The following is a 20,338-nucleotide window of genomic DNA, read 5'->3' on the forward strand; positions in this document are numbered from 1 at the left end:
AGGCGGCAGAAGCAATACGCGACGCGACGGGACCGCCCATCGGATGCAGGGATGGCGCCGGACTACTCGGCGGCCTCGGCTGCGGCGTTGCGGGCGACGATTTCAAGATAGGCCGCGCGCAGCCGGTCGAAGACGGATGGCTTGGCCGGATCGCGCGGGGCATGCAGATGCAGGACGCGCAGCTCGTCCATGAAATCGTCCCAGAGCGGCCGTCCGCCTTCCTCCAGCAGCTGCGCACGGATGGAAAGCTCTTCCGAAACCGGCATGAAGCGACGGCCCCAGGCGCCCATTTCCGCAAATATCGGCACCAGCCGGATCGACATTTCCGTGAGGCTGTAGATGCCCTTCTGCTTGTGGCTCGGATCGTCCTCGCGGGAGAGCAGTCCTCGTTCCACCAGGCGCTTCAGCCGGTCGGCGAGGATGTTGGAGGCGATCCCCTCCTCGGAATTCTGCAGCAGTTCGCGGAAGTGGCGGCGATTGCCGAACATGATGTCGCGGATGACGATTAGGCTCCAGCGATCGCCCAGAACTTCCAGCGTCAGATTGATCGGGCAACCCGACCGATGTGTTTCCGTCATTTTTTTCTCCAAGACCACTTGCATTCTACAATCAGTTTGGCTAGCTTTCAACTGCTTGCTTTTTGCAACTGGTTTTAACGCGATGGAGGATGACATGAGAAAGCTGGTGGTCTGGAACCTGATGACGCTCGATGGCTATTTCGAGGGAGAGAAACCGTGGGACCTCTCCTTTCACAACCATGCCTGGGGACCCGAACTGGAAAAACTCTCCGAACAATTCGGCGAAGAGGGTGACCTTCTGGTGTTCGGCCGCAAGACCTACGAGGGCATGGCCGCCTATTGGCCGACCGCCGAGGAAGGCGGCAAGGTCAAGGACTATATGAACAACATCGCCAAGATCGCGGTCTCCAGGACGCTGAAGGACGCGCCGTGGAACAATACGCGGGTCGTCAGCGATCCGGTCTCCGAGCTCGCCAAGCTGAAGGGCGAGGACGGCAAGACGATCTTCATCTTCGGCAGCGCCGAACTGGTGGCTTCGCTGATGAGCCAGGGCCTCGTCGATGAATATCGGCTCTGCATCGTACCGGTGCTTCTGGGGGCCGGCAATCCGCTTTTCAAGAAGGCGAGCGAACAGACCGCGCTCAAGCTGGTCAGTTCCAGCACCGCGGCCAATGGTGCGGTGATCCTCACCTATTCGGTCGGCAAGGCCGCGTAACTTTTTCGACATCGAGAAGAACCGGCGGGATTGATTATTGGCCGCAAGGGATATTTCCGTTAGGAACGCGCCACCTCGTTCCTTGTAAGACGCCATGTTCAGCCGGTTCCCTTCTCTCCAGCCCTTCGCCCGGGTTCTTCTCAATCCGGGCCAGTTGCGGGTACTTGTCCGGCGCAGCGAATTCGGGCTCATCGCCGTTGCAGCCCTGGTCGGCGTTTTGTCGGGGCTCGCGATCGCCGGCATGAGCTTCATCTCCCAGGAAATGCACCGGTTCATCTTCGGATTGAGCGGCGACGAAAGGCTGAGTTCCGCGACCGGTACGGACAGGCTGACGATCCTGCTCGCCCCGATCGTCGGCGGCATCATTCTCGGCCTGTTGTTCCTGATCCTCCGGCGCTGGCGCAAAAAGCCGATGGTCGATCCGATCGAGGCGAACGCCCTGCATGGCGGACGGCTGTCCTTGACCGACAGCATTCTCGTCGCCGTCCAGAACCTGATTTCCAACGGTTTTGGCGCCTCTGTCGGCCTGGAGGCCGGTTATACGCAGCTTTCTGCCGGGATCGCTTCGAAGATCGGCCTGCTGCTGCAATTGCGCCGGTCGGATCTGCGCATCCTGGTCGGCTGCGGCGCGTCGGGCGCCATTGCCGCCGCCTTCAACGCGCCGCTGACGGGCGCCTTTTATGCCTTCGAGCTGATCATCGGCACCTATACGATCATGAGCCTCACCCCGGTGGTCGTCTCGGCGCTGGTCGCGACGATCGTGACCCGATTGTTTTTCGGCGAGGAATTCCTGATCGACGTTGGAAATTTCGGCGCCGTCGGGCCGGCCGACTATCTGCCGGCGATCCTGCTCGGGGCCTTTTGTGCCGGCGGCGGCATCCTGCTGATGAAAGGCGTCACCTTCGTCGAGGAGACGGCGCGCAAGAGCTCGCTTTCACCCGCCTTCCGGCCGGCGATGGGCGGGATACTGATCGGGCTGCTGGCACTTGTCGACCAGCAGGTGATGTCGGCCGGTCATGGGGCGCTGCATCTCAATCTCGGCCAGAACCTGACGATCCCGGCGCTGCTCGCCATCCTGGCGTTGAAATCGCTGGCATCGGCCGTATCGATCGGCTCCGGCTTTCGTGGCGGCCTGTTCTTCGCATCGCTGTTCATGGGCGCCCTGCTCGGCAAGATCTTCGCCTATTCGGCGCCTTATATCTTCGCCCAGGCAACGCTGACGCCGGTCATCTATGCGGTCGTCGGCATGAGCGCGATGGCGGTGGCGGTGATCGGGGGCCCGCTGACCATGACATTCCTGGCTCTCGAAATCACCGGCGATTTTCCGATCACGGTACTGGCGCTTGCCGCCGTGATCACCTCGTCGCTCACCGTGCGCAGCACGTTCGGCTATTCGTTCGCCACATGGCGCTTCCATCTTCGCGGCGAAAGCATCCGCAGCGCCCACGATATCGGCTGGATCCGCAATCTGACCGTCGAGCGGATGATGCGCCCCGACATCCGCACTGCGCCGATTTCGATGAGCATCGAGGAATTCCGCAACCAATTCCCGCTCGGTTCGACGCAGCGGGTGATCCTGCTCGACGAGGCGGAGAAATATGCGGGCATGGTGCTTTTGCCGGACATCTATGCGGCACCAACCGAGGATGCGAAGGAAAAACCGACACTCGCCTCCTTCGTGAAATACAGGAACGACGTGCTGCTGCGGTCCATGAACGCCAAGCAGGCGGCGGCGATCTTCGACAGGCTGGAGGCGGAAGCACTTGCCGTCGTCAACAACCAGATCGAGCGCAAGGTCGTCGGGCAGCTCAGCGAAAGCCATACCCTGCGGCGCTACGCGGAAGAACTCGACCGGCGGCGACGCGAGGTTTCCGGCGAGATCTGATCCGCCTCCTCCCTTCGGCTAATTGCGCCTCATGGGCCGCAATATATGGTCGCCCCTCCAGGGAGAAGGATGATGACCGAAACGCAATTCGAAGCGCCCGCGCGCGGGGTGAGCGACGGCAGCGCCGGATCGTCGCGTCCCACCGGGCAGCCCGTCAGCTTGGCCTGTCGGGACGGCATCGTTCTGCATGGCCATACCTGGCCGGCCCGAACTGCGGCGGTCGGCAGCGTCATCATCAATCCGGCGACCGGAGTGCTTGCCCGCTATTATCATTATTACGCCGATTTCCTGGCCGGCCAAGGTTTCGACGTGCTGACCTACGACTATCGCGGCATCGGACTTTCGCGCCCCGAAAGCCTGAGAGGTTGCGGTTATCGCTGGCGGGAATGGGGCGAGCAGGATTTCGACGCGGCACTCCGGCATATGGATGCCGCCCGCCCGGGGCTGCCGCTCCATGTCGTCGGCCACAGCATCGGCGGATACCTGCCCGGGCTTTCGCCGAAAGCCGGCCGCATCGACCGGATGCTGACCATGGGAGCGCAATATGCCTACTGGCCCGACTATGCCAGCGGCCACCGCTTGCGGCTGTTCCTCAAATGGCATGTGGCGATGCCGGCGCTCACCGCAATGTTCGGTTATTTTCCCGGCAAGCGCCTCGGCTGGCTGGAAGACCTGCCGGCGGGGGTTGCGAACGAATGGAGTTTTCGACGCGCTAGGATGGAGCGCACCCATCCGGCAGCGGAGCGGAGCGACGTGCTGCGCCGGTTCGAGGCGGTGACGGCGCCGATACTGGCGGTCACCATGGCGGACGACGACATCGGCACGGTGGCGGCGATCCGGCGCACGCTCGATTATTACCGCAATGCCGGGGTGCAGCAGGTTCTTCTGGAGCCGGAGGACTATGGCCTGCCGGAGATCGGGCATTTCAGCCTGTTCCACTCCCGGCACAGGGAAGGTTTTTGGCGCGACAGCGTCAGCTGGCTGCGGGACGGCATCAATCCCTGGCCGGCACACGTGCTGCCGCTGTAAACGCCTGGCCTTGCGGCTTGCGCTGGATCAATGAGCGGTCTCGTGCAGCTGGCGATGATGTCGCCAGGTTAAAAGGAGGCACAGATGTTCAAACACGTTCTCATTCCAACTGACGGCTCGCCGCTTTCGACCAGCGCGCTCGAAAAGGCGCTCGATTTCGCGCATGAAATCGGTGCCGAGGCCACGGTTCTGGTGGTGATGGAACCGCTGCAAGTGTTCACGCTCAACCCGAGCGGCATGGAAATCGCCTATGCGGAATACAACCGCCAGAACAACGAGGCGGCCGACGGTATTTTGGCCGACGCGAAGGAAGCGGCGAAACAGCGGCTTGTCGCCTGCGAAACGGTGAAGCTCGGGAGCATCGATCCGGCCACCACGATCATCGAGACCGCCGGCACCTACAATTGCGACGTCATCGCCATGGCCTCGCATGGCCGTTCGGGGTTCAAGGCCTTCATGCTCGGCAGCGTGACGATGAAGGTGCTGGCCCATTCCAAGACGCCGGTGCTGGTCTATCGGTGATAGCATTGCCTCCCGCCCGCGAGTGCGCTTTAAAGCATCGATGAGCAACGAACTGGCGGAACTGCGGGACATCGGCTGGTCCATATGGGACCCGATCAGCCTCAATACTGACACCGGGCCACCGGAGGGCGCGGCCGATGAATATGACAGCTATCTCCTGCAAGCGCGCAGAATGTTGCGCGCCGGGCGGCCACAAAATCAGGTCGCTGACTTTCTCATGGAGATCGAAAGTGAGCATATGGCGCTCGGCCACGCGCCCGATGCACGCGATCGAGCGATGAGAACAGTCCAGGCGCTGCAGCGCGTCTTTATGATTAATCAGCCGATCAGATTGGCGTAACGGACGGAATAAATACGGTCGCGGCCGAGAAGGTGCGCGACCAGGGCCTCGCGGTCGAACAGGCCGTGCATGGCCCGGTGGCGCAGGTCGAGGCCGCCCGCAAGCACGCCGAAAGCCGGCATGAGGAGGCGGGTGCCGTCGCTGGCAAAGCAGGGACGGCGGACCGATTTTTCGCGGCGCCGGACGGTCGCCGACGGATGAAGATGGCCGGCGATCTCGCCTTTGCCGGAGATCAGGCTGGGTTCGTGGCGGAAGACGAGGTCGCCATAAAAGAGTTCGTCGGTGCAGGTGCCCGGCAGATCCACCGTGCCGTCCGGATCGTGATTGCCGTTTATCCAGATCCAGTCGCGCCCGCGCGCCATCGCGGTGATCAGCGCGCGCAGGTCGGGGGCAAGATGTTGCGAACCCTTGCGATCATGGAAATTGTCGCCGAGCGAAACGACCACTTTCGGGTCGTAGCGGGTGATGACGGCCGAGAGGATATTGAGCGTCGCGATCGTATCGTAGGGCGGCAGCATCATGCCGCGGCGAGCAAAAGCAGCGCCTTTTTCCAGATGCAGGTCCGAGACGACGAGCACGCCGGTTTCCGGCAGGTAGAGGCCGCCGAGCGGATCGCAGACGGCGAGAACGCCGTTCACGACGATCTCTTCCGCACCGGTTGCGGCCGTTTCCCCTGAAATCGTTCGCGCCAAGGCGAGGCGGTGCATCAATTCAATGTCTTCCAGTCCAGCGTACCGCATCAGCCTAGAGCCTCCGCGATCAGTTCGTCGGCGGCTTCCTGCAGCACCGCGTCATGGGCCTCGCCCGGCACCGGCTCCTTGCCGATCTCCAGCATGATGGGAACGGCGAGCGGCGAAACGCGGTCGAGATCGCGGTGGGTGATGTGCCCCCTGATTCGCGCCAGCATATCGCCTAATCGGGCAAGATCCAAAAGACCGGATGCCGCATCCCGCCGCGTCGCCTCCAGGAGGATGTGGTCCGGCTCGTGGCTGCGCAGCACGTCGTAAATGAGATCGGTGGAAACGGTGACCTGGCGGCCGGTCTTTTCCTTGCCCGGATGGCGGCGCTCGATCAGGCCGGAAATCACGGCGCAATTGCGGAAGGTGCGCTTGAGCATATAGGATTCATCAAGCCAGGCCTCGAGATCGTCGCCGAGCATGTCCTCGTCGAAGAGGTCCGAGAGGCTGAGGCGACCAGTGCGGATCATCGCGCCGATATCGTTAAGACCCCAGACGGCGAGCGAATAATCGGTGGCGACAAAGCCGAGGGGATGGCTGCCTGCTCGCTCCAGCCGGCGGGTCAGGAGCATGCCGAGCGTCTGGTGCGCCAAACGCCCCTCGAAACAATAGGCGATCATGAAGAACCGCTTGCCGCGCGGAAAAGTCTCGATCAGCAGCTCGTCCTTCTTCGGCAGCATGGAGCGTTCGAGCTGGATGTTCAGCCAGTCGCGCACCTGATCCGGCAGCACGCCCCAGCGGTCGGGATCGGCGAGCATGCCGCGCACCTGGTCGGCCAAATAGGTCGAGAGCGGAAATTTGCCGCCGGCATAGGCCGGGATTTTCGGATCGAGCGAGAAGGCGTTCGAGACGAGACATTCGTTCTCGCGGATGCCCTCGAACCGCAGGACCTTGCCGGCGAAGAGAAAGGTATCGCCCTGGACGAGCTGTTCGAGGAAATATTCCTCGACCTTGCCGAGAGACATGCCACCGCGGCCGACCGTGCCCTTTGCCAGCCCTTGGGCATTGCGCTTGACCAGCCGGACATTGAGTTCCGTCGCCTCGACGATCGTGCCGAGGTTCAGGCGATATTGCTGGGCAACAGCCGGGTTGGAGACCCGCCAGCGGCCTTCCTTGGTCTTGCGGATCTTGGCGTAACGCTCGTAGGAGCGCAGCGCATAACCCCCGGTCGCGACGAAATCGACGACGCGCTCGAACATTTCCCAGGAGAGATTTGCATAGGGTGAGGCGGACGTGATCTCGTCGTAGAGCTCGACCGGGTCGAAGGGCTCGGCGCAGGCCATGCCGAGCACGTGCTGGGCGAGCACGTCGAGCGCCCCCTCGCCGACCGGCGGCGTATCCTGGGCGCCGAGATAATTGGCGTCGAGCGCCGCCTGGCATTCCATCACCTCGAAACGGTTGGCGGGTACCAGGATCGCCTTTGACGGTTCGTCCATGCGGTGGTTGGAGCGGCCGATACGCTGGGCGAGCCGCGAAGCGCCTTTCGGCGCGCCGACATGCACGACCAGATCGACATCGCCCCAGTCCATGCCGAGATCGAGCGTCGAGGTGGCGACGACCGCCCGGAGCTTGTTGGCAGCCATGGCTGCCTCGACCTTGCGGCGCTGGCCGGCATCGAGCGAGCCGTGATGCAGGGCGATCGGCAGGTTGTCCTCGTTGATGGTCCACAGCGTCTGGAACAGCAGTTCGGCCTGGAAGCGGGTGTTGACGAAGATCAGCGTCGTCTTGTGCCGCTTGATCTCCTCGTAGACCTCCGGGATCGCATAGGTGGAGACGTGGCCGGACCAGGGAATACGGTCCTCGGTGCGCATGATGGTGATGTCGGGCGCAGCACCGCCGGTGACATGCACGAGGCCGGCGGGCCGGGCCGGATGCGCGCCCTCCGGGGCGTTTTGCGGGACCAGCCAGCGCTGCAGGTCCATCGGATCCGACACGGTGGCCGAGAGGCCGATGGTGCGCATGTGCGGCGCATGCCGGCGGATACGGGCAAGGCCGAGCGAGAGGAGATGGCCGCGCTTGGAGGTGACCAGCGAATGCAGCTCGTCGAGGACCACGTATTTCAGGTCCTTGAAGAAACGTTCGGCCTCCTTGTTGGCGAGCAGCAGGGCCACCTGTTCGGGAGTGGTCAGCAGGATGTCCGGCGGATTGAGCTTCTGGCGCTGTCGCTTGGCCTGCGGCGTGTCGCCGGTGCGGTTCTCGATCGAGATATCGAGGCCCATTTCGGAGACGGGCGTCATCAGGTTGCGCTCGATATCGACGGCGAGCGCCTTCAGCGGCGAAATGTAGAGCGTGTGGATGCCGGTGAAGGCCGAGCCGGGCGGCATCTTGCCGCGGCGTGTGAGATCGGTCAGCGAGGGCAGGAATCCCGCAAGCGTCTTGCCCGCGCCGGTCGGCGCGATCAGCAGCATGTTTTCGCCGGACGTGGCGCGCGACAGCAATTCCAGCTGGTGGGCGCGCGGCTGCCAGCCCTTCTCCGCGAACCATTTCTGGAACGGCCGGGGCAGAAGCGCGGCGTCACGGCCGGAGGAATGGGTTTCGATGATATCCACGCCGTTAAGTTAAGAGAAAGCGGGCGAAAAAGAAGGGGCTTGACGCCTGCGACAATCATAGATAAATTTTATCCACGATTAGGAGATACCCCATGAAACTCGGCGACGGCGTCGAACAGGCGATCCACAGCATCAGCATGATGTCCAGCCTTTCCGAAGGCGGGGTCCTGTCGGCCGCGGCGCTGGCAGAATTTCACGGTGTTTCGACCAGCTATCTGCTGAAACATCTCCAGGCGTTGTCGGGCGCCAGACTGGTGGAAACGGTGCCGGGTCCGAAAGGCGGATATCGGCTGGCGAAAAAGCCGGCGGAAATCACGCTTCTCGATATCGTGCTCGCGGTCGAAGGGCCGGCTCCTGCCTTCCGCTGCGCCGAAATCCGCCAGCGCGGGCCAAACCCGCTGCCGGGCCGCTATTTCACAAAACCCTGCGGCATCAACGCCGCGATGCTGAAGGCCGAAAAAGCCTATCGCGCCGAACTCGCCAAGGTGACGATCGCCGACATCCTGGCGGACCTCAGCGCAGCCGACGATGGCGGCATCGCCGCCCGCGGCTGCGCCTTCCTCGAACTCAACGAACGCAGAACCAGCCGGAACGGCTGACAACCCAAGGAGAAGACCATGCATCCCCGTCTCAACATGATGAAAGCCGCCCCGGAAGCCATCAAGGCCGTGACCGCGCTCGAAAACTACGTCCAGGCTTCCGGCCTGGAGCGCCGCTTCATCCACCTCATCAAGCTGCGTGCGTCGCAGATCAACGGCTGCGCCTATTGCGTCGACATGCATGTGAAGGAATCACGCCATGACGGCCTTTCGGAACAATGGATCAACATGATGTGCGTCTGGTGGGAATCGCCGGTCTATGACGACAAGGAACGCGCCCTGCTCGGCTGGGTCGATGCCGTCACGCGCATCGCCGATACCGGCATTCCGGACAGCGCATTCGACACGCTGAAGGCGCATTTCACCGAAGAGGAGATGGTCAAGATCACCGTCGCTCTCGGCGCCATCAATACCTGGAACCGGCTTGCCGTCGGCTTCCGCAACCAGCATCCGGTCGACAAGCCGGCCACCAAGGCCGCCTGAACCCGCCTCGGCCTGCCCTCGATCACCGCGCGACGATATACCTGTCGGAGCGGTGATTGATGGCCAGCACGAGATTGAGCACGACAGCGCCCAGCACCGACCACGCGACGGTGATGGGCGAAACGACCACGAAGGCGCAAAGCATGACGCAGAGATCGAAGGCGAGCTGGATGAGGCCCGCCTGCACGCCGAACCGCTCCTGTATATAGATCGCCAGGATGCCGACGCCACCGAGCGAGGCGCGATGGCGATAAAGCCCGAGCAGGCCGTAACCCAGCACCAGGCCGCCGAGAAGAGCTGCCCAGAACGGGTGCAGATACTGGATCAGGAAGAAACGGCTCTCCACCTCGGTAATGACCGAGACCAGCGCGATGGCAATGAAGGTCTTCAGCGAGAAAGCCCAACCCAGCCGCCTGAACGACAGGTAGTAGAACGGCAGGTTGACGATGAAGAACAGCAGGCCGAACGAGATCCCGAACGCATAGTGCAGCAGGAAGGCGACGCCGGCGGTGCCGCCAGTCAGAAGCCCGACCCGATTGAGGAAATAGAAACCGAGCGCCGACACCATGGCGCCGATAAAAAGGCCCTGCGCGTCCTCCAGCAGCGTATGCTGCGACGGATCGGCGCTGTAAAATCCGAGACCGCGCCTCTGCTGTTCAGCCAATTTGAACCCCTTGGATCTGCGATGATATTGCACTGCAATAAAACCATCGGCAAGGGGCTTCAAGTCATCGGTGGCCTCGCCATGAAAAAGCAAGAAACGGCAGGTTCAGCCGGGCTTTCGCGACAGAAACAGAATGCCCTGGACAGGTTTCCCGGCATCCATGCGAATGACGGCGGTTTCGACCTTCATGAGATCGAAGCCGAAGGTGGAAAGCAACGTCCGGATATAGGTTTCCGAATGGGCATAACGCAGGGAATCCCGCAGCACGAAAACCTCCCCCTCGCCCGCATCCTCCACCGAGAATGCAAAAAAGCCGCCGGGTGAAAGCAGGTCCTGCACCAGCGGGAAGACGGTTTCGAGCGAGCCCAGATACATCAGCACGTCGGCCGCGGAAACCAGATCGCCGCGATGGAGCGGAAGTTCGCCGAACAGGCCGGAAGCCTCCCGCGCGAGGCTAAGATCGGACTGGCCGAGATGATCGTAGAGGCCTTTGGCCTGCGCCTTGGCCAGCATGTTGGCCGACAGATCGAAGCCTTCGAGACGCTCGGTCCTGCCCCGGATTTCGGCGCCGAACAGGCCGGTGCCGCAGCCGAGGTCGATCGTATTTCGGAAAGGTCCGTGCGGCGCGACCAGGGCGGCCAGCTTGGCGGGCACGGAATAACCGAGCTTCTCGACAAGCGCCCTATCAAAACGGTCGGCATAGTCATCGAACAGGCCTTCGACATAACGGCTCGGCGGCCGGGCGGGCGTTTCCTCCGCACCCAGCAATGCAAGCTTCAGGCGGGCGCCGAAGACGTCGTCCGGCTGCAGGGCCAGAGCCTGCCGATAGGCTTCTATCGCGGTGCCGAGGCCGGCCTTTTCGCGATATTCTCCGAGCCGGAACCAGCCCGCGGCCCAGCCGGGCACCAGCTCGAGCGCCTGTTCGATCAGTTCCGCGGCGGCTAGAAAATCCGCGCCTTCCGCCAGCATGCGGGCGTAGTCGGCGCGGCGGTCGGCGGTGGCATCGCCGGACGAAAATTGGCCTGTTGAAACGGGCTTGGGCGTCATGCAAGGTCCTCGAAGGTGGTGGTTCTTTGCCGAAGCCACAAAAAAACTCAAGTTCTATCTGAGGGGAGACGCTTGCGGCGCGACAGAGCCGCGGTTATGCCTTTCAAGCAATTCGGAGAAGGACAAGGATGGCGGACGGGGTCAACAGGTTCCTGGGCGATACACCGGGTCGCACGATCGTCAAGCTGATCGTGGTGTGCCTGGTCGTGGGTTTCGTGCTGGCGTTCTTCGGCTTCACGCCCGACAATATCGTCGGCGAAATCCGCTACTGGTTCCTGGACCTCTGGTACAACGGCTTCCGGGCGCTCGGACGGGTCGGCAACTATCTCGTTCTCGGCGCGATCATCGTCATCCCGATCTTCGTCCTCCTGCGCCTCATAAGCTATCGCCGCTGACATGACCTCACTGATCGAACCCTCGCGGCGGAACTTTCTCGTCTTTTCCGGCATGGCGCTGGTGCTGGCCGGCTGCTCCACCCCGGCCGTGCTGACTCCGACGGCAGGTGCCGAGGACGAGACCCAGGCAGCACTTCCCATGGTCAACAAGCTGCGCCAAAGCCGCGGCCTCGCGGCGCTTACACTCGACATGCCGGCCCGCAAAGCGGCGGCCCGCCAGGCCGTTCGCATGGCCAAGGCCAACGAGATGAAGCACCTGATCGGCTTCGACGACGATTTTGGCGCCCGGATGAAGAGTAGCGACGTGGCGTTGCCGGCGGCCGAGAACATCGCCAGCGGACAGGATACGGTCGCGGCGGCGGTACAGGCCTGGATCGATTCGCCGAAACATCTCGAAAACATGCTCGGATCCTATAAGGGGCTCGGCGTCGCCATGGCGCGAACCTCGGCGGGCGCCCGGCCCTATTGGGCCATGGTTCTCTCCGGCTGACCGATGGAAAGCGGGGAAGCGGGGCACCATCGCGAGGCTGAGGCAGTCAGGCCGTTCGACGTGACGCACCGGCTGGTGCTCGGCATCGCCATCCCGATGACGCTCGGGTTTCTCACGACGCCGCTGCTCGGGCTCACCGATACCGCGGTGGTCGGGCAACTCGGCAAGGCGGAAGCGCTGGCCGGGCTGGCGATCGGCGCCATCCTTTTCGATCTCATTTATGGCAGCCTCAGCTTTTTCCGCACCTCGACCACCGGGTTGGTGGCCCAGGCCTTCGGCCGCGGCGACCGGCGCGAGCAGCAGGCGGTGTTCTGGCGGGCATTCCTGAGCGCGATCGGCCTCGGGGTGATCATGCTGTCGCTCTCGCCGCTGATCCTCCGGTTCGCGCCGGACCTGATGACCAGCGATCCCGCCGTCGCCGGCGTGACACGGCAATATTTCGGCATCCGGGTGCTGACGAGCCCGGCGACCTTTGCCAATTTCGCGATTCTCGGCTTCGTGCTCGGGCGCGGCCAGGGCATGCTGGGCCTCATGCTGCAGATCATCCTCAACGGCACCAACATCGTGCTCGCCATCCTGTTCGGCCTCGTGCTTGGCTGGGGCGTGGCAGGGGTCGCCTGGGCGACGGCTGCGGCGGAAGTGACCGCCGTGGCGATCGGCCTCGTCATTGTCAGCCGGCAGTTTTCCGCCGCCTACAGGCCGACGCGTGAGGACATCTTCGATACCGCCAAGCTGCGGCAGCTCTTCCAGCTCAATGCCGATATCCTGATCCGCTCGCTGATATTGAACGGCGCCTTTGCGGTGCTCACCCGCGTCGGTTCGAGTTTCGGGGCGGTGACGCTGGCCGCCAATGCCGTGCTGATGAATATCTTCATGCTGTCGGCCTTTTTCCTCGACGGACTGGCTGGCGCCGCCGAACAGCTCGCCGGCCGGGCGGTCGGGGCGCAATACCGGCCGTCCTTCGACCGGGCGCTCAAGCTGACCGGGCTGTGGTCCTTCGTGATGGCGGGGGCGGTCGGGCTGTTCTTCATCGCCTTCGGCCAGCCGATCATCGAGCTGCTGACCACCTCGCAAGACGTGCGGCAGGCAGCCTATACCTATCTCGGCTGGGCGGCCGTGACAGGGCTCACCGGGGCGCTTGCCTTCCAGATGGACGGCGTGTTCATCGGCGCCACCTGGTCTCGCGAGATGCGCAACATGATGCTCATCTCATTTGCCGGTTATTGCATCGGGCTTGCCGTACTCGTGCCACCGATGGGCAATCACGGGCTCTGGCTGTCGCTCAACCTGTTCCTTCTGATGCGCGGCTTCTTCCTGGCGGCGATGGTGCCGCGCAAGGCGCGTCAGAGCTTCGTCTCGGCCCATTGATCGAGGCGGGTATCGCGCAGCTCACGGATGGAGGTAACCTTTTCCCGGTCGAGAAAGCCCGACAGGCCCTTGACGATCGTGGCCGGCAGGCCGGGGCCTTCATAGACCATGCAGGAATAAAGCTGCACGAGATCGGCACCGGCGCGGATTTTTTCGAGCGCGTCGGCCGCGCTCGAAACACCGCCGACCCCGATCACCGGCAGATCCGGGCCGACACGCTTGCGAACCTTGGCGAGAATGGCGGTCGAGCGCCTGAAGAGCGGCACGCCGGACAAGCCGCCCGCCTCCTTCGCCCGGACCTGGTCCTTCAGCCCGTCGCGGGAAAGCGTGGTGTTGGAGACGATCAGGCCGTCGAGCGGATGGGCCGCAGCTTCGGCCGCGATATCGTCGAGGCCCTCCTCGGTGAGATCGGGAGCGATCTTCAGGAAGACCGGCACTGTGCGGCCGTGGAGCAGCGCCTCTTCGGCACGGGCGGCGAGCACCGCTTCGAGCAGCGCCTTCAGGCTGTCGCGCGCCTGCAGGTCGCGCAGGCCCGGCGTATTGGGCGAGGAGATGTTGACCGTGAAATAGGTGGCGAGCGCATAGAATTTGCGGATGCCGGCGACATAGTCGGCGACACGGTCGGCCGCATCCTTGTTGGCGCCGATATTGACGCCGACGATGCCGGACGCGTTGCGCCGCGCGGTCAGGCGCGCAAAGGCGGCTTCATGGCCCTCGTTGTTGAAACCGAGCCGGTTGACGACGCCGCGGTCCTCCACAAGGCGGAAGATGCGCGGCTTGTCGTTGCCCGCCTGCGGCTTTGGAGTGACGGTGCCGATCTCGGTGAAGCCGAAACCGAGCTTCAGCATCGCATCCGGCACTTCGGCATTCTTGTCGTAACCGGCGGCAAGCCCGATCGGGTTCGCAAAGCGGATGCCGGCAACCGTCTGGGCAAGCCGCGGATCTGCGGGCAGCCGGCAGGCAGGCACGAGGCCGGTCTTCAGAGCTGATATCGACAGGCCGTGGGCGGTTTCCGGATCGAAAACGAAAAGGCTGCGCGAGGCAAGCCCGGCAAAGGGGCCGATCATGGCATCTTCTCCGGAAAAGCGTGCAGGCCATCGGCGCCGATCAAAAGCGGCATTTCCCAGAGCACCGAGGATATCGGCAGCGTGCCGTAGAGATGCGGGAAAAGATCGCCGCCGCGCGAAGGTTCATATTTCAGCGCCTCGCCGAGCTGCGGTGCATTGACCGCGATCAGCATCAAACCGGCCATGCCGGCAAAATACAGCCTGGCGGTCTCCTTCGCCTGGGCGCCGGTCGAGAAATGGATATAGCCGTCCTTCAGGTCGATTTCGGCGCCTTCGAAGACACCTTTTTGCTTCGCCTGGCGCCAAAGCGTTTCCGGCACGATCTTGTACACTATATCCGTCATCATCAACTCTCGGGGACCTGCTATTCTCCGACCGTTTGCCGCAAAGCCCGGCGCTTGTCCACCGTTACAGCAGGAGGACCACAACATGAGAACGCTCGCATTGACGACTTGCACGCTGCTCTTGCCGCTCGCCGCCTCGGCGCAGCAACCGCAAACCAACCGGTTCCAGCTTCAGCGCACCGAAACCGGCATCGTCCGGCTCGATACCGAAACCGGCGCGATGACGCTCTGCCGCGACGAGAACGGCACGCTCACTTGCCGGATGCAGCCCGACGAAAGGGCGGCGTACGAACAGGAACTCGACCGGCTGGCGAAACGCGTCACCGCACTCGAGGAGCGGCTCAGCCACACGCCGCCGGACGCCTTGAAGGCGCTGCCGAGCGATGCGGAGGTCGACCGTTCGCTGTCGATCATGGAGAAGTTCATGCGGCGCTTCATGGCGATCGTCGGCGAATTCGCAGACGAACGGGAGGCCAATAAGCCACAACCCGATCGTACGTGATTTCCCGCACTTGTTTCGGGTCTGCGAGAGGTTTACAACTTCCTAAGATTCAAAGCACGACTATGCTCTTGGGAGGGGGCGTGGAAATGCAGACACTCACGATCATCATCGCAGACGACCACCCTCTGTTTCGCGGCGCGCTCAGCCATTCGGTGCGCGGTATCGCCGAACAACTCGTCATCATCGAGGCCGGTGATTTCGATGCGGCGCGGCGGGCGGCCGAAAACAATCCCGATACCGACCTGATGCTGCTCGACCTTTCGATGCCGGGCGTCAGCGGCTTTTCAGGCCTGATGTCGCTCAGGGCCGAATTTTCCGGCCTGCCGATCGTCATCGTCTCGGCGAGCGACGATTGCGCCACCATCCGCCGGGCGCTGGAACTCGGTGCCTCCGGCTTCATCTCCAAATCCTCCGGGCTCGACGATATCCGCGCCGGCATCCAGGCGGTGCTGGAAGGCGACATCTGGGCGCCGAAGGGCGATCTGGCGGGACCGGAAGAAGATCCGGGCCTCATCGAGATCATCGAGCGGCTGCGGACGCTGACGCCGCAGCAGAACCGTGTGCTCTCCATGCTCGGCGAGGGGCTGCTCAACAAGCAGATCGCCTATGAGCTCGGCGTCTCCGAGGCGACCATCAAGGCGCATGTCTCGGCCATCCTCTTGAAGCTCAACGTCGATAGCCGCACCCAGGCGGTGATCAAGCTCGGCAAGATCAACATGGCGCTGGTGGCCTGACACGGGCCGCCACGGGAACAGGATTTTATTCCTCTCATCCCTTTACGCGAGGCTGCGGTTCCGGTAAAATCCGGGGCGTGCGCGCGAGCTGGCAACCGCCGGGACGGAGCGTTCAAGAATCCGGTCGACAAAAGTCTGATCGGGAGGGGTTCTGATCGAGAGGTTCGCAGAGCGCTGGCTTGTCCGGCTTTGTCTCGCGCACCGGTCACGGGTACGGACGACGATGCTGTCACATGATACGATCTGGAGCGCGATCGATACGCTCGCCCAACGCCACCAGCTGACGCCTTCCGGGCTGGCGCGGCGCGCCGGGCTCGACCCCACCTCGTTCAACAAGTCGAAACGGCTCGGCCCGGACGGGCGGCTGCGCTGGCCTTCGACCGAATCGATCGCCAAGGTGCTGGAAGCGACGGGCGCGACGATCGACCAGTTCATGAGCTACCTGCCGGCGGTTCCCGGCCGCTCCTCGATGCCCGAAGGCAATTTCCCGCCGCAGAGCGGCTCCATCCCGCTGCTCGGGTTCGCGCAGGCCGGCGCCGGCGGCTTTTTTGACGATGGCGGCTTTCCGGCAGGCCAGGGCTGGGATGTTGTGGAATTCCCGGTCGATCCTTCCCGCAAGGCCGGCGTCTATGCGCTGGAAGTCCAGGGCGAATCGATGATGCCGCTCTACCGCGACGGCGACGTGCTGATCGTCGAGCCCGGCGCGCAGGTGCGCCGCGGCGACCGCGTGGTTCTCAAGACCAGGGAAGGCGAGGTGATGGCAAAAGTGCTCGCCCGCCAGAGCGCCCGGACGGTCGAGCTCCTGTCGCTCAATCCCGACCACCCGAACCGCACCTTCGATCTTTCCGATGTGGAATGGATCGCGCGGATCATCTGGGCGAGCCAGTGAGCACGCATAGCCGGTAGGAAATTGCTCCTACCGGCGGCCGATCAATAAAGCCCGTTCGGAAAATAACGCAGGTAGATATCCTGCAGCCGGCCGTTGCGCGACAGGACGCTCAGCGCCTGGTCGAAGGCCGCGGTCAGGAGCGGATCGTTCTTGCGCAGCATGACCGAAAGACCTTCGCCGAGGAATTTTTCGGACAGATAGGGACCGTCGAAGAGCGCGCAGCATTTTGCCGAGCTTTCGCCTGCGACCCAGAAGGGCAGCCTCAGCCCGTCGGAAAAGACGGCATCCACCTTGCCCGCCTTCAACGCTTCCAGCATCGCCTCGTAGGTGTCGAAGGGCGTGGCGGCGACCTTCGGGAAAAACGCCTTCAGCATCAGTTCGTGGGCGGTACCCCTGACGATGCCGACCGGCTTTCCGGAAAGCGCCGCCGCCGTATCACCGTCGATCCTGGCCTTGAGGTTGCGGACAAAACGGGCCGGCACGCCGAGATATGGCCGTGAGAAGGCGAACCGCTGGCGCCGCTCCGGCGTGGCTGCGATGCCGGCCATCACCGCCTCGCCGGCACCGCCTTCAAGGGCTTTTTCCAGTTCGCCGAAGGGCAGTGCCTGGATCTGGCACTTTGCTTCGATCTTCAGTTCGGCGCAGATCTCGCGCGCAAGATCGACATTGAAGCCTGCAAGCCGGCCGGTCTGGTCGGCAAAATTGAACGGCGGGAAATCGACGCTGGTCAGGATCCGCACCCGGACAATGGTGGAGAGATCCGGGCGGGCAAGCCGCTCCTTGGCATCGAACATCAGCGGCAGCGGGCTGTCGCCTTCCCCAGCCTGGGCTGGCAGGGCGGCGGAAAAAATCCCCCCCGCCACAAGGCAAAGCTGCAGAAGGTTGAGAAACCCCTTGATTTTCGGGGATGCAATCATGGGATGCATCTCTATGATCCAGATCGGGACAGGTTGGGGCGTTCGCTTGCGGGCGGTGTAGCAGAATCATGCGCTTAGGGGAATATCCGCCAGCAGCGCTGTCGGTGCAAGGCGAAGCGCTGATCAATCCGGCCTCGTTCGGAAAACCGTCGGCGGATCCTGGCGCCGTTGCCGAGGATCCCGAATTCGCAGCCCTTGCCGCGCTGGGCTTCTCGAAACCGCTGCTTGCGGCGCTCTCCGAGAGGTCGCGGCACAACGGCACCAGCATCGAAAGCGAGCTGCTTCACTGCGGCCAGATCGACTAGGTAGCCTATTATGGAGCGATGGCTCGCTACCTCCGCCTGCCCTTCATGGCTGAGATCGATCCGGCCTCGATCAACGACATGCCAGGGCTGGATAGCCACGTCCGATCCAGATCCGGATCAACCACCGCTTCCTGCCGCCACAAGTGGCGATCGTGCCCGAAGCGACAAGGCTTTCCGATCTCCGGGCGAGCCTTTCCACCATGCCGCAGCTCGGACAGGGCCTTGCGATCACGACCCCTTCCGCGATCCGCCGGGCAGTCTGGCAGACCGGGGGGATGCGACGCGTGCGCGAGACGATCAGCGTACTGTTCGACCGTCACCCTGCTTTTTCGGCCCGCATCGTGCTTTCCGCCCACTAGGGATTTTATGCCGGGCTCTGGTTTGCCGCCCTCGTCTCGGCACTGATCGTCATGCCCGTCGAGACGCTGCTCGTCCTGCATATTCTCCTGTCGCTGATCTATTTCGCGTCGCTCGGGCTGCGTTTCGCCGCCTTCACCCGACAGCAATTCGCAGGTCCGGGCCCGGCGGCCCCTCGGCCTCCGGAGGATGGCCTTCCCTGTTATACGGTGATGGTGGCGCTCTACCGCGAGGCGGCAGTGGCGGAGCAGCTGATCGCCAGCCTCGTGCGGCTCGACTGGCCGCCCTCCCTGCTCGACATCAAGCTCATCTGCGACGCGGACGATCAGGAAACGATCGCGGCACTAAAGGCTCCGAAGCCTGCCCGGCACTTCGAGATTGTCGAAGAGGCTAACCTACCCTGCCCACCCGAGCTTCCGGCAGAAGTCCTCGGCAGCTTCGATAGCGCTTCTTTTATCGGTAAAAGGTCCGAGCATATCGATTCCCCCTCGAAAAGTGACGATGACGCTCTTCGTCAAGACGTCGTAGATAATCCCCATCTCACGTTCGTAAGGAGTAGTGCTGGCCATGATGTTCTCCGCAAACCTGCGAGAGCGCGATCATCTCCCAGCCGCCGAGCGGTCGGCGATACAATTCACATAAGGCGAGAGTGGATTTCGGCCACCCCAGCCTACCAAAAGAGTACTGAGATTATCCGCGTGGCCTCAAGTTTTCCCAAACCTCTCCAATGGGATGACGAAGACAAGTAGGTCGATTCACGCTGAATTCAGCTCTGACGGACGCGGCTACCGGGACGCAGAGGATTCTGTTGAGAGCTCTGCTTCACGAGAGTCGCCTGCAGTGGCACCATCGTTTCTCTCCGGCGCCGAATTGGGAACGGGTCTCGCAGGAGGTCCTTGGACTGCGCGGCGCCATGCCACAAGGTTCTCCGTGATCTGAGCAGCGCGTACGAGGCAGTGATTGCCTCCTTTGAGCTCGATAAGGCTATTTCGTATGATTTTTTGGGCAAAGCGTTGCTCCGGCTTGGCAGGCGGGAGCACATGGTAACCCTCAGCCGTCAGCGCCTACCTTTTCGGTTGCTGACGATGTGCAGAAATATGGGGCGGTTGTTGAGGAAGTCCACCCCCGACCCCCAGTTTCCCCTTCACGCACCACTACCAAAGACACGAGCTCTCGGGTTACTGGAGCCTGAGAACAGATCTGAAAGGAACCGCTCTGAGGACGGTTCCTTCCGCGGTGGCGATCTCAAATTGGTCGCCGTCGATGATGTCAGCGGCCAATACTTTCTCCGCAAGTATCTCCCGGACAGCTTGAACGGCGTCCTCTTCGGCTGCGTCGAGGGTAGCGAATTCAGTACCTTCCAAGTCTTTCTCAAGGATACCATCTTTGCGAATATGGAAGTAATATCTGGGCATGCTGTTTCCTTAAATTTCATGGCTCAAACTCAGATCATCCATCCTTGTTCCGCCATTGCCCGAGACGGCTCCGAAGGAAAGAGCCTCGGCTAAGGATTTGCCTCTCCGTTCAACGCGACGTATTCTGTCGGAATGGACGCCCCGTTCGAAACCGAACTTGACATGGTCCGACGCCACGTACGTCGTGGCGAGGCAATTATCTTGCAGCAGCGTGAGCTGATCCAGCGTCTGAAAAATCGGGGTGCGTCGACAATCGCCGCTGAGGATCTTTTGGACATGTTCCAGCACATGCAGTCCGAGCACCTGCGGCATCTTGCTAGAATTGCAGGTTAGCGCGACACGATCTGCCTCCCCACTACCTGAGGCGAGGAATCTGGAGAGACGTGATTGGTATCAGGTCGTGATGTGGAATTACCAGCTACGCCGCACGGCCGTGCACGGAGCCGCCGCAGAGCGGAGCGTCTTTG

The 20,338-nt window shown here is 62.7% G+C and carries 26 protein-coding genes; 16 read left to right on the forward strand and 10 right to left on the reverse strand.

The features are described from left to right. Positions 1-62: 62 nt before the first annotated feature. Positions 63-578, reverse strand: a complete 516-nt coding sequence (locus tag J2X76_RS27235; RefSeq protein WP_310220684.1) for a helix-turn-helix domain-containing protein — start codon at positions 576-578, stop codon at positions 63-65. Between the two features lie 94 nt (positions 579-672). Between J2X76_RS27235 and J2X76_RS27240 the strand changes: the two genes are divergently transcribed. From J2X76_RS27240 to J2X76_RS27260, 5 genes are all read left to right on the forward strand, one after another. Further along, on the forward strand, positions 673-1,233 hold the full coding sequence (locus J2X76_RS27240) for a dihydrofolate reductase family protein (RefSeq protein ID WP_310220685.1): 561 nt from the start codon (positions 673-675) through the stop codon (positions 1,231-1,233). 94 nt (positions 1,234-1,327) lie between these two features. Then, complete coding sequence (locus J2X76_RS27245) at positions 1,328-3,118, forward strand: chloride channel protein (protein WP_310220686.1); 1,791 nt, start codon at positions 1,328-1,330, stop codon at positions 3,116-3,118. A gap of 72 nt (positions 3,119-3,190) precedes the next feature. Then, entirely contained in the window at positions 3,191-4,147 is a 957-nt protein-coding gene (locus tag J2X76_RS27250) for an alpha/beta fold hydrolase (RefSeq protein ID WP_310220687.1), read from the forward strand. Between the two features lie 84 nt (positions 4,148-4,231). Beyond that, complete coding sequence (locus J2X76_RS27255; protein WP_113128667.1) at positions 4,232-4,669, forward strand: universal stress protein; 438 nt, start codon at positions 4,232-4,234, stop codon at positions 4,667-4,669. 40 nt (positions 4,670-4,709) lie between these two features. Further along, the gene (locus J2X76_RS27260; RefSeq protein ID WP_310220688.1) at positions 4,710-5,009 is read left to right on the forward strand and encodes a hypothetical protein; all 300 of its coding nucleotides are present in this window, start codon (positions 4,710-4,712) and stop codon (positions 5,007-5,009) included. Here J2X76_RS27260 and pdeM read toward each other — a convergent pair. Together pdeM and J2X76_RS27270 are read right to left on the reverse strand one after the other, a co-directional pair. Next, positions 4,988-5,716 (reverse strand): ligase-associated DNA damage response endonuclease PdeM, encoded by a 729-nt coding sequence (pdeM, locus tag J2X76_RS27265; protein WP_310220808.1) that lies wholly within the window; start codon positions 5,714-5,716, stop codon positions 4,988-4,990. The genes J2X76_RS27260 and pdeM overlap by 22 nt on opposite strands. Positions 5,717-5,748: 32 nt before the next feature. Continuing rightward, positions 5,749-8,295: a ligase-associated DNA damage response DEXH box helicase gene (locus tag J2X76_RS27270; protein ID WP_405030099.1), complete on the reverse strand. Its 2,547-nt coding sequence runs from the start codon at positions 8,293-8,295 to the stop codon at positions 5,749-5,751. Positions 8,296-8,387: 92 nt separating this feature from the next. Between J2X76_RS27270 and J2X76_RS27275 the strand changes: the two genes are divergently transcribed. Together J2X76_RS27275 and J2X76_RS27280 are read left to right on the forward strand one after the other, a co-directional pair. Next, positions 8,388-8,894, forward strand: coding sequence for an Rrf2 family transcriptional regulator (locus J2X76_RS27275; protein ID WP_310220689.1), 507 nt, complete (start codon positions 8,388-8,390; stop codon positions 8,892-8,894). An 18-nt stretch (positions 8,895-8,912) separates the two neighbouring features. Further along, positions 8,913-9,377, forward strand: coding sequence for a carboxymuconolactone decarboxylase family protein (locus J2X76_RS27280; RefSeq protein ID WP_310220690.1), 465 nt, complete (start codon positions 8,913-8,915; stop codon positions 9,375-9,377). Between the two features lie 22 nt (positions 9,378-9,399). Here the strand turns inward: J2X76_RS27280 and J2X76_RS27285 are convergent, their stop codons facing one another. Beyond that, positions 9,400-10,041, reverse strand: coding sequence for a YitT family protein (locus J2X76_RS27285; protein ID WP_310220691.1), 642 nt, complete (start codon positions 10,039-10,041; stop codon positions 9,400-9,402). Between the two features lie 105 nt (positions 10,042-10,146). Beyond that, positions 10,147-11,088, reverse strand: coding sequence for a methyltransferase (locus J2X76_RS27290; protein WP_310220692.1), 942 nt, complete (start codon positions 11,086-11,088; stop codon positions 10,147-10,149). A 128-nt stretch (positions 11,089-11,216) separates the two neighbouring features. Between J2X76_RS27290 and J2X76_RS27295 the strand changes: the two genes are divergently transcribed. From J2X76_RS27295 to J2X76_RS27305, 3 genes are read left to right on the forward strand one after another with little or no spacing between them, the layout of a single operon-like run. Beyond that, entirely contained in the window at positions 11,217-11,483 is a 267-nt protein-coding gene (locus J2X76_RS27295) for a DUF6460 domain-containing protein (RefSeq protein WP_310220693.1), read from the forward strand. Position 11,484: 1 nt separating this feature from the next. Then, positions 11,485-11,973 (forward strand): CAP domain-containing protein, encoded by a 489-nt coding sequence (locus J2X76_RS27300; RefSeq protein ID WP_310220695.1) that lies wholly within the window; start codon positions 11,485-11,487, stop codon positions 11,971-11,973. A gap of 3 nt (positions 11,974-11,976) precedes the next feature. Then, positions 11,977-13,341: an MATE family efflux transporter gene (locus tag J2X76_RS27305; protein WP_310220696.1), complete on the forward strand. Its 1,365-nt coding sequence runs from the start codon at positions 11,977-11,979 to the stop codon at positions 13,339-13,341. On the opposite strand, the gene J2X76_RS27310 is transcribed toward J2X76_RS27305, so the two are convergent. Both J2X76_RS27310 and J2X76_RS27315 read right to left on the reverse strand, forming a co-directional pair. Continuing rightward, positions 13,317-14,408, reverse strand: a complete 1,092-nt coding sequence (locus J2X76_RS27310; protein ID WP_310220697.1) for a quinone-dependent dihydroorotate dehydrogenase — start codon at positions 14,406-14,408, stop codon at positions 13,317-13,319. The two genes, J2X76_RS27305 and J2X76_RS27310, sit on opposite strands and share 25 nt — an antisense overlap. After that, on the reverse strand, positions 14,405-14,755 hold the full coding sequence (locus J2X76_RS27315; protein WP_310220698.1) for a DUF952 domain-containing protein: 351 nt from the start codon (positions 14,753-14,755) through the stop codon (positions 14,405-14,407). Before J2X76_RS27315 ends, J2X76_RS27310 begins: the two co-directional genes overlap by 4 nt. A gap of 82 nt (positions 14,756-14,837) precedes the next feature. On the opposite strand from J2X76_RS27315, the gene J2X76_RS27320 reads away from it, so the two are divergent. The 3 genes from J2X76_RS27320 (at position 14,838) to J2X76_RS27330 (ending at position 16,877) form a co-directional block, all read left to right on the forward strand. Then, positions 14,838-15,254, forward strand: a complete 417-nt coding sequence (locus tag J2X76_RS27320) for a hypothetical protein (protein ID WP_310220699.1) — start codon at positions 14,838-14,840, stop codon at positions 15,252-15,254. A gap of 86 nt (positions 15,255-15,340) precedes the next feature. Continuing rightward, positions 15,341-15,988 carry a response regulator transcription factor gene (locus J2X76_RS27325; protein ID WP_310220700.1) on the forward strand — a complete coding sequence of 216 codons (648 nt, stop codon included), beginning with the start codon at positions 15,341-15,343 and terminating at the stop codon, positions 15,986-15,988. A 223-nt stretch (positions 15,989-16,211) separates the two neighbouring features. Continuing rightward, positions 16,212-16,877: a helix-turn-helix transcriptional regulator gene (locus J2X76_RS27330; RefSeq protein WP_113128653.1), complete on the forward strand. Its 666-nt coding sequence runs from the start codon at positions 16,212-16,214 to the stop codon at positions 16,875-16,877. A 41-nt stretch (positions 16,878-16,918) separates the two neighbouring features. Here J2X76_RS27330 and J2X76_RS27335 read toward each other — a convergent pair whose 3' ends face one another. Further along, a complete protein-coding gene (locus tag J2X76_RS27335; protein WP_405030100.1) occupies positions 16,919-17,803 on the reverse strand; it encodes a transporter substrate-binding domain-containing protein in 885 nt (294 codons plus the stop codon). Positions 17,804-17,862: 59 nt separating this feature from the next. Here J2X76_RS27335 and J2X76_RS27340 point away from each other — a divergent pair, with 59 nt between their 5' ends. The 3 genes from J2X76_RS27340 (at position 17,863) to J2X76_RS27350 (ending at position 19,205) form a co-directional block, all read left to right on the forward strand. Beyond that, positions 17,863-18,099: a hypothetical protein gene (locus J2X76_RS27340; RefSeq protein ID WP_310220702.1), complete on the forward strand. Its 237-nt coding sequence runs from the start codon at positions 17,863-17,865 to the stop codon at positions 18,097-18,099. A 152-nt stretch (positions 18,100-18,251) separates the two neighbouring features. Then, on the forward strand, positions 18,252-18,458 hold the full coding sequence (locus tag J2X76_RS27345; protein WP_310220703.1) for a hypothetical protein: 207 nt from the start codon (positions 18,252-18,254) through the stop codon (positions 18,456-18,458). Between the two features lie 51 nt (positions 18,459-18,509). Next, the gene (locus J2X76_RS27350) at positions 18,510-19,205 is read left to right on the forward strand and encodes a hypothetical protein (protein ID WP_310220704.1); all 696 of its coding nucleotides are present in this window, start codon (positions 18,510-18,512) and stop codon (positions 19,203-19,205) included. 429 nt (positions 19,206-19,634) lie between these two features. On the opposite strand, the gene J2X76_RS27355 is transcribed toward J2X76_RS27350, so the two are convergent. Next, positions 19,635-19,871 carry a DUF6894 family protein gene (locus J2X76_RS27355; protein ID WP_310220705.1) on the reverse strand — a complete coding sequence of 79 codons (237 nt, stop codon included), beginning with the start codon at positions 19,869-19,871 and terminating at the stop codon, positions 19,635-19,637. A 9-nt stretch (positions 19,872-19,880) separates the two neighbouring features. Next, positions 19,881-20,183, reverse strand: a complete 303-nt coding sequence (locus J2X76_RS27360) for a hypothetical protein (RefSeq protein ID WP_310220706.1) — start codon at positions 20,181-20,183, stop codon at positions 19,881-19,883. Positions 20,184-20,338 lie beyond the last annotated feature (155 nt).

Source organism: Neorhizobium sp. 2083, from assembly GCF_031455615.1.
GTDB lineage: Bacteria > Pseudomonadota > Alphaproteobacteria > Rhizobiales > Rhizobiaceae > Neorhizobium.

Bases quoted from the DNA above. Each gene is read 5' to 3' on its own strand.
- J2X76_RS27235 (WP_310220684.1), bottom strand. From the start codon at position 578: ATGACGGAAACACATCGGTCGGGTTGCCCGATCAATCTGACGCTGGAA.
- J2X76_RS27240 (WP_310220685.1), top strand. From the start codon at position 673: ATGAGAAAGCTGGTGGTCTGGAACCTGATGACGCTCGATGGCTATTTC.
- J2X76_RS27245 (WP_310220686.1), top strand. From the start codon at position 1,328: ATGTTCAGCCGGTTCCCTTCTCTCCAGCCCTTCGCCCGGGTTCTTCTC.
- J2X76_RS27250 (WP_310220687.1), top strand. From the start codon at position 3,191: ATGACCGAAACGCAATTCGAAGCGCCCGCGCGCGGGGTGAGCGACGGC.
- J2X76_RS27255 (WP_113128667.1), top strand. From the start codon at position 4,232: ATGTTCAAACACGTTCTCATTCCAACTGACGGCTCGCCGCTTTCGACC.
- J2X76_RS27260 (WP_310220688.1), top strand. From the start codon at position 4,710: ATGAGCAACGAACTGGCGGAACTGCGGGACATCGGCTGGTCCATATGG.
- pdeM (WP_310220808.1), bottom strand. From the start codon at position 5,716: ATGCACCGCCTCGCCTTGGCGCGAACGATTTCAGGGGAAACGGCCGCA.
- J2X76_RS27275 (WP_310220689.1), top strand. From the start codon at position 8,388: ATGAAACTCGGCGACGGCGTCGAACAGGCGATCCACAGCATCAGCATG.
- J2X76_RS27280 (WP_310220690.1), top strand. From the start codon at position 8,913: ATGCATCCCCGTCTCAACATGATGAAAGCCGCCCCGGAAGCCATCAAG.
- J2X76_RS27290 (WP_310220692.1), bottom strand. From the start codon at position 11,088: ATGACGCCCAAGCCCGTTTCAACAGGCCAATTTTCGTCCGGCGATGCC.
- J2X76_RS27295 (WP_310220693.1), top strand. From the start codon at position 11,217: ATGGCGGACGGGGTCAACAGGTTCCTGGGCGATACACCGGGTCGCACG.
- J2X76_RS27300 (WP_310220695.1), top strand. From the start codon at position 11,485: ATGACCTCACTGATCGAACCCTCGCGGCGGAACTTTCTCGTCTTTTCC.
- J2X76_RS27305 (WP_310220696.1), top strand. From the start codon at position 11,977: ATGGAAAGCGGGGAAGCGGGGCACCATCGCGAGGCTGAGGCAGTCAGG.
- J2X76_RS27310 (WP_310220697.1), bottom strand. From the start codon at position 14,408: ATGATCGGCCCCTTTGCCGGGCTTGCCTCGCGCAGCCTTTTCGTTTTC.
- J2X76_RS27315 (WP_310220698.1), bottom strand. From the start codon at position 14,755: ATGATGACGGATATAGTGTACAAGATCGTGCCGGAAACGCTTTGGCGC.
- J2X76_RS27320 (WP_310220699.1), top strand. From the start codon at position 14,838: ATGAGAACGCTCGCATTGACGACTTGCACGCTGCTCTTGCCGCTCGCC.
- J2X76_RS27325 (WP_310220700.1), top strand. From the start codon at position 15,341: ATGCAGACACTCACGATCATCATCGCAGACGACCACCCTCTGTTTCGC.
- J2X76_RS27330 (WP_113128653.1), top strand. From the start codon at position 16,212: ATGCTGTCACATGATACGATCTGGAGCGCGATCGATACGCTCGCCCAA.
- J2X76_RS27335 (WP_405030100.1), bottom strand. From the start codon at position 17,803: ATGCATCCCATGATTGCATCCCCGAAAATCAAGGGGTTTCTCAACCTT.
- J2X76_RS27340 (WP_310220702.1), top strand. From the start codon at position 17,863: ATGCGCTTAGGGGAATATCCGCCAGCAGCGCTGTCGGTGCAAGGCGAA.
- J2X76_RS27350 (WP_310220704.1), top strand. From the start codon at position 18,510: ATGCCCGTCGAGACGCTGCTCGTCCTGCATATTCTCCTGTCGCTGATC.
- J2X76_RS27355 (WP_310220705.1), bottom strand. From the start codon at position 19,871: ATGCCCAGATATTACTTCCATATTCGCAAAGATGGTATCCTTGAGAAA.
- J2X76_RS27360 (WP_310220706.1), bottom strand. From the start codon at position 20,183: ATGCCGCAGGTGCTCGGACTGCATGTGCTGGAACATGTCCAAAAGATC.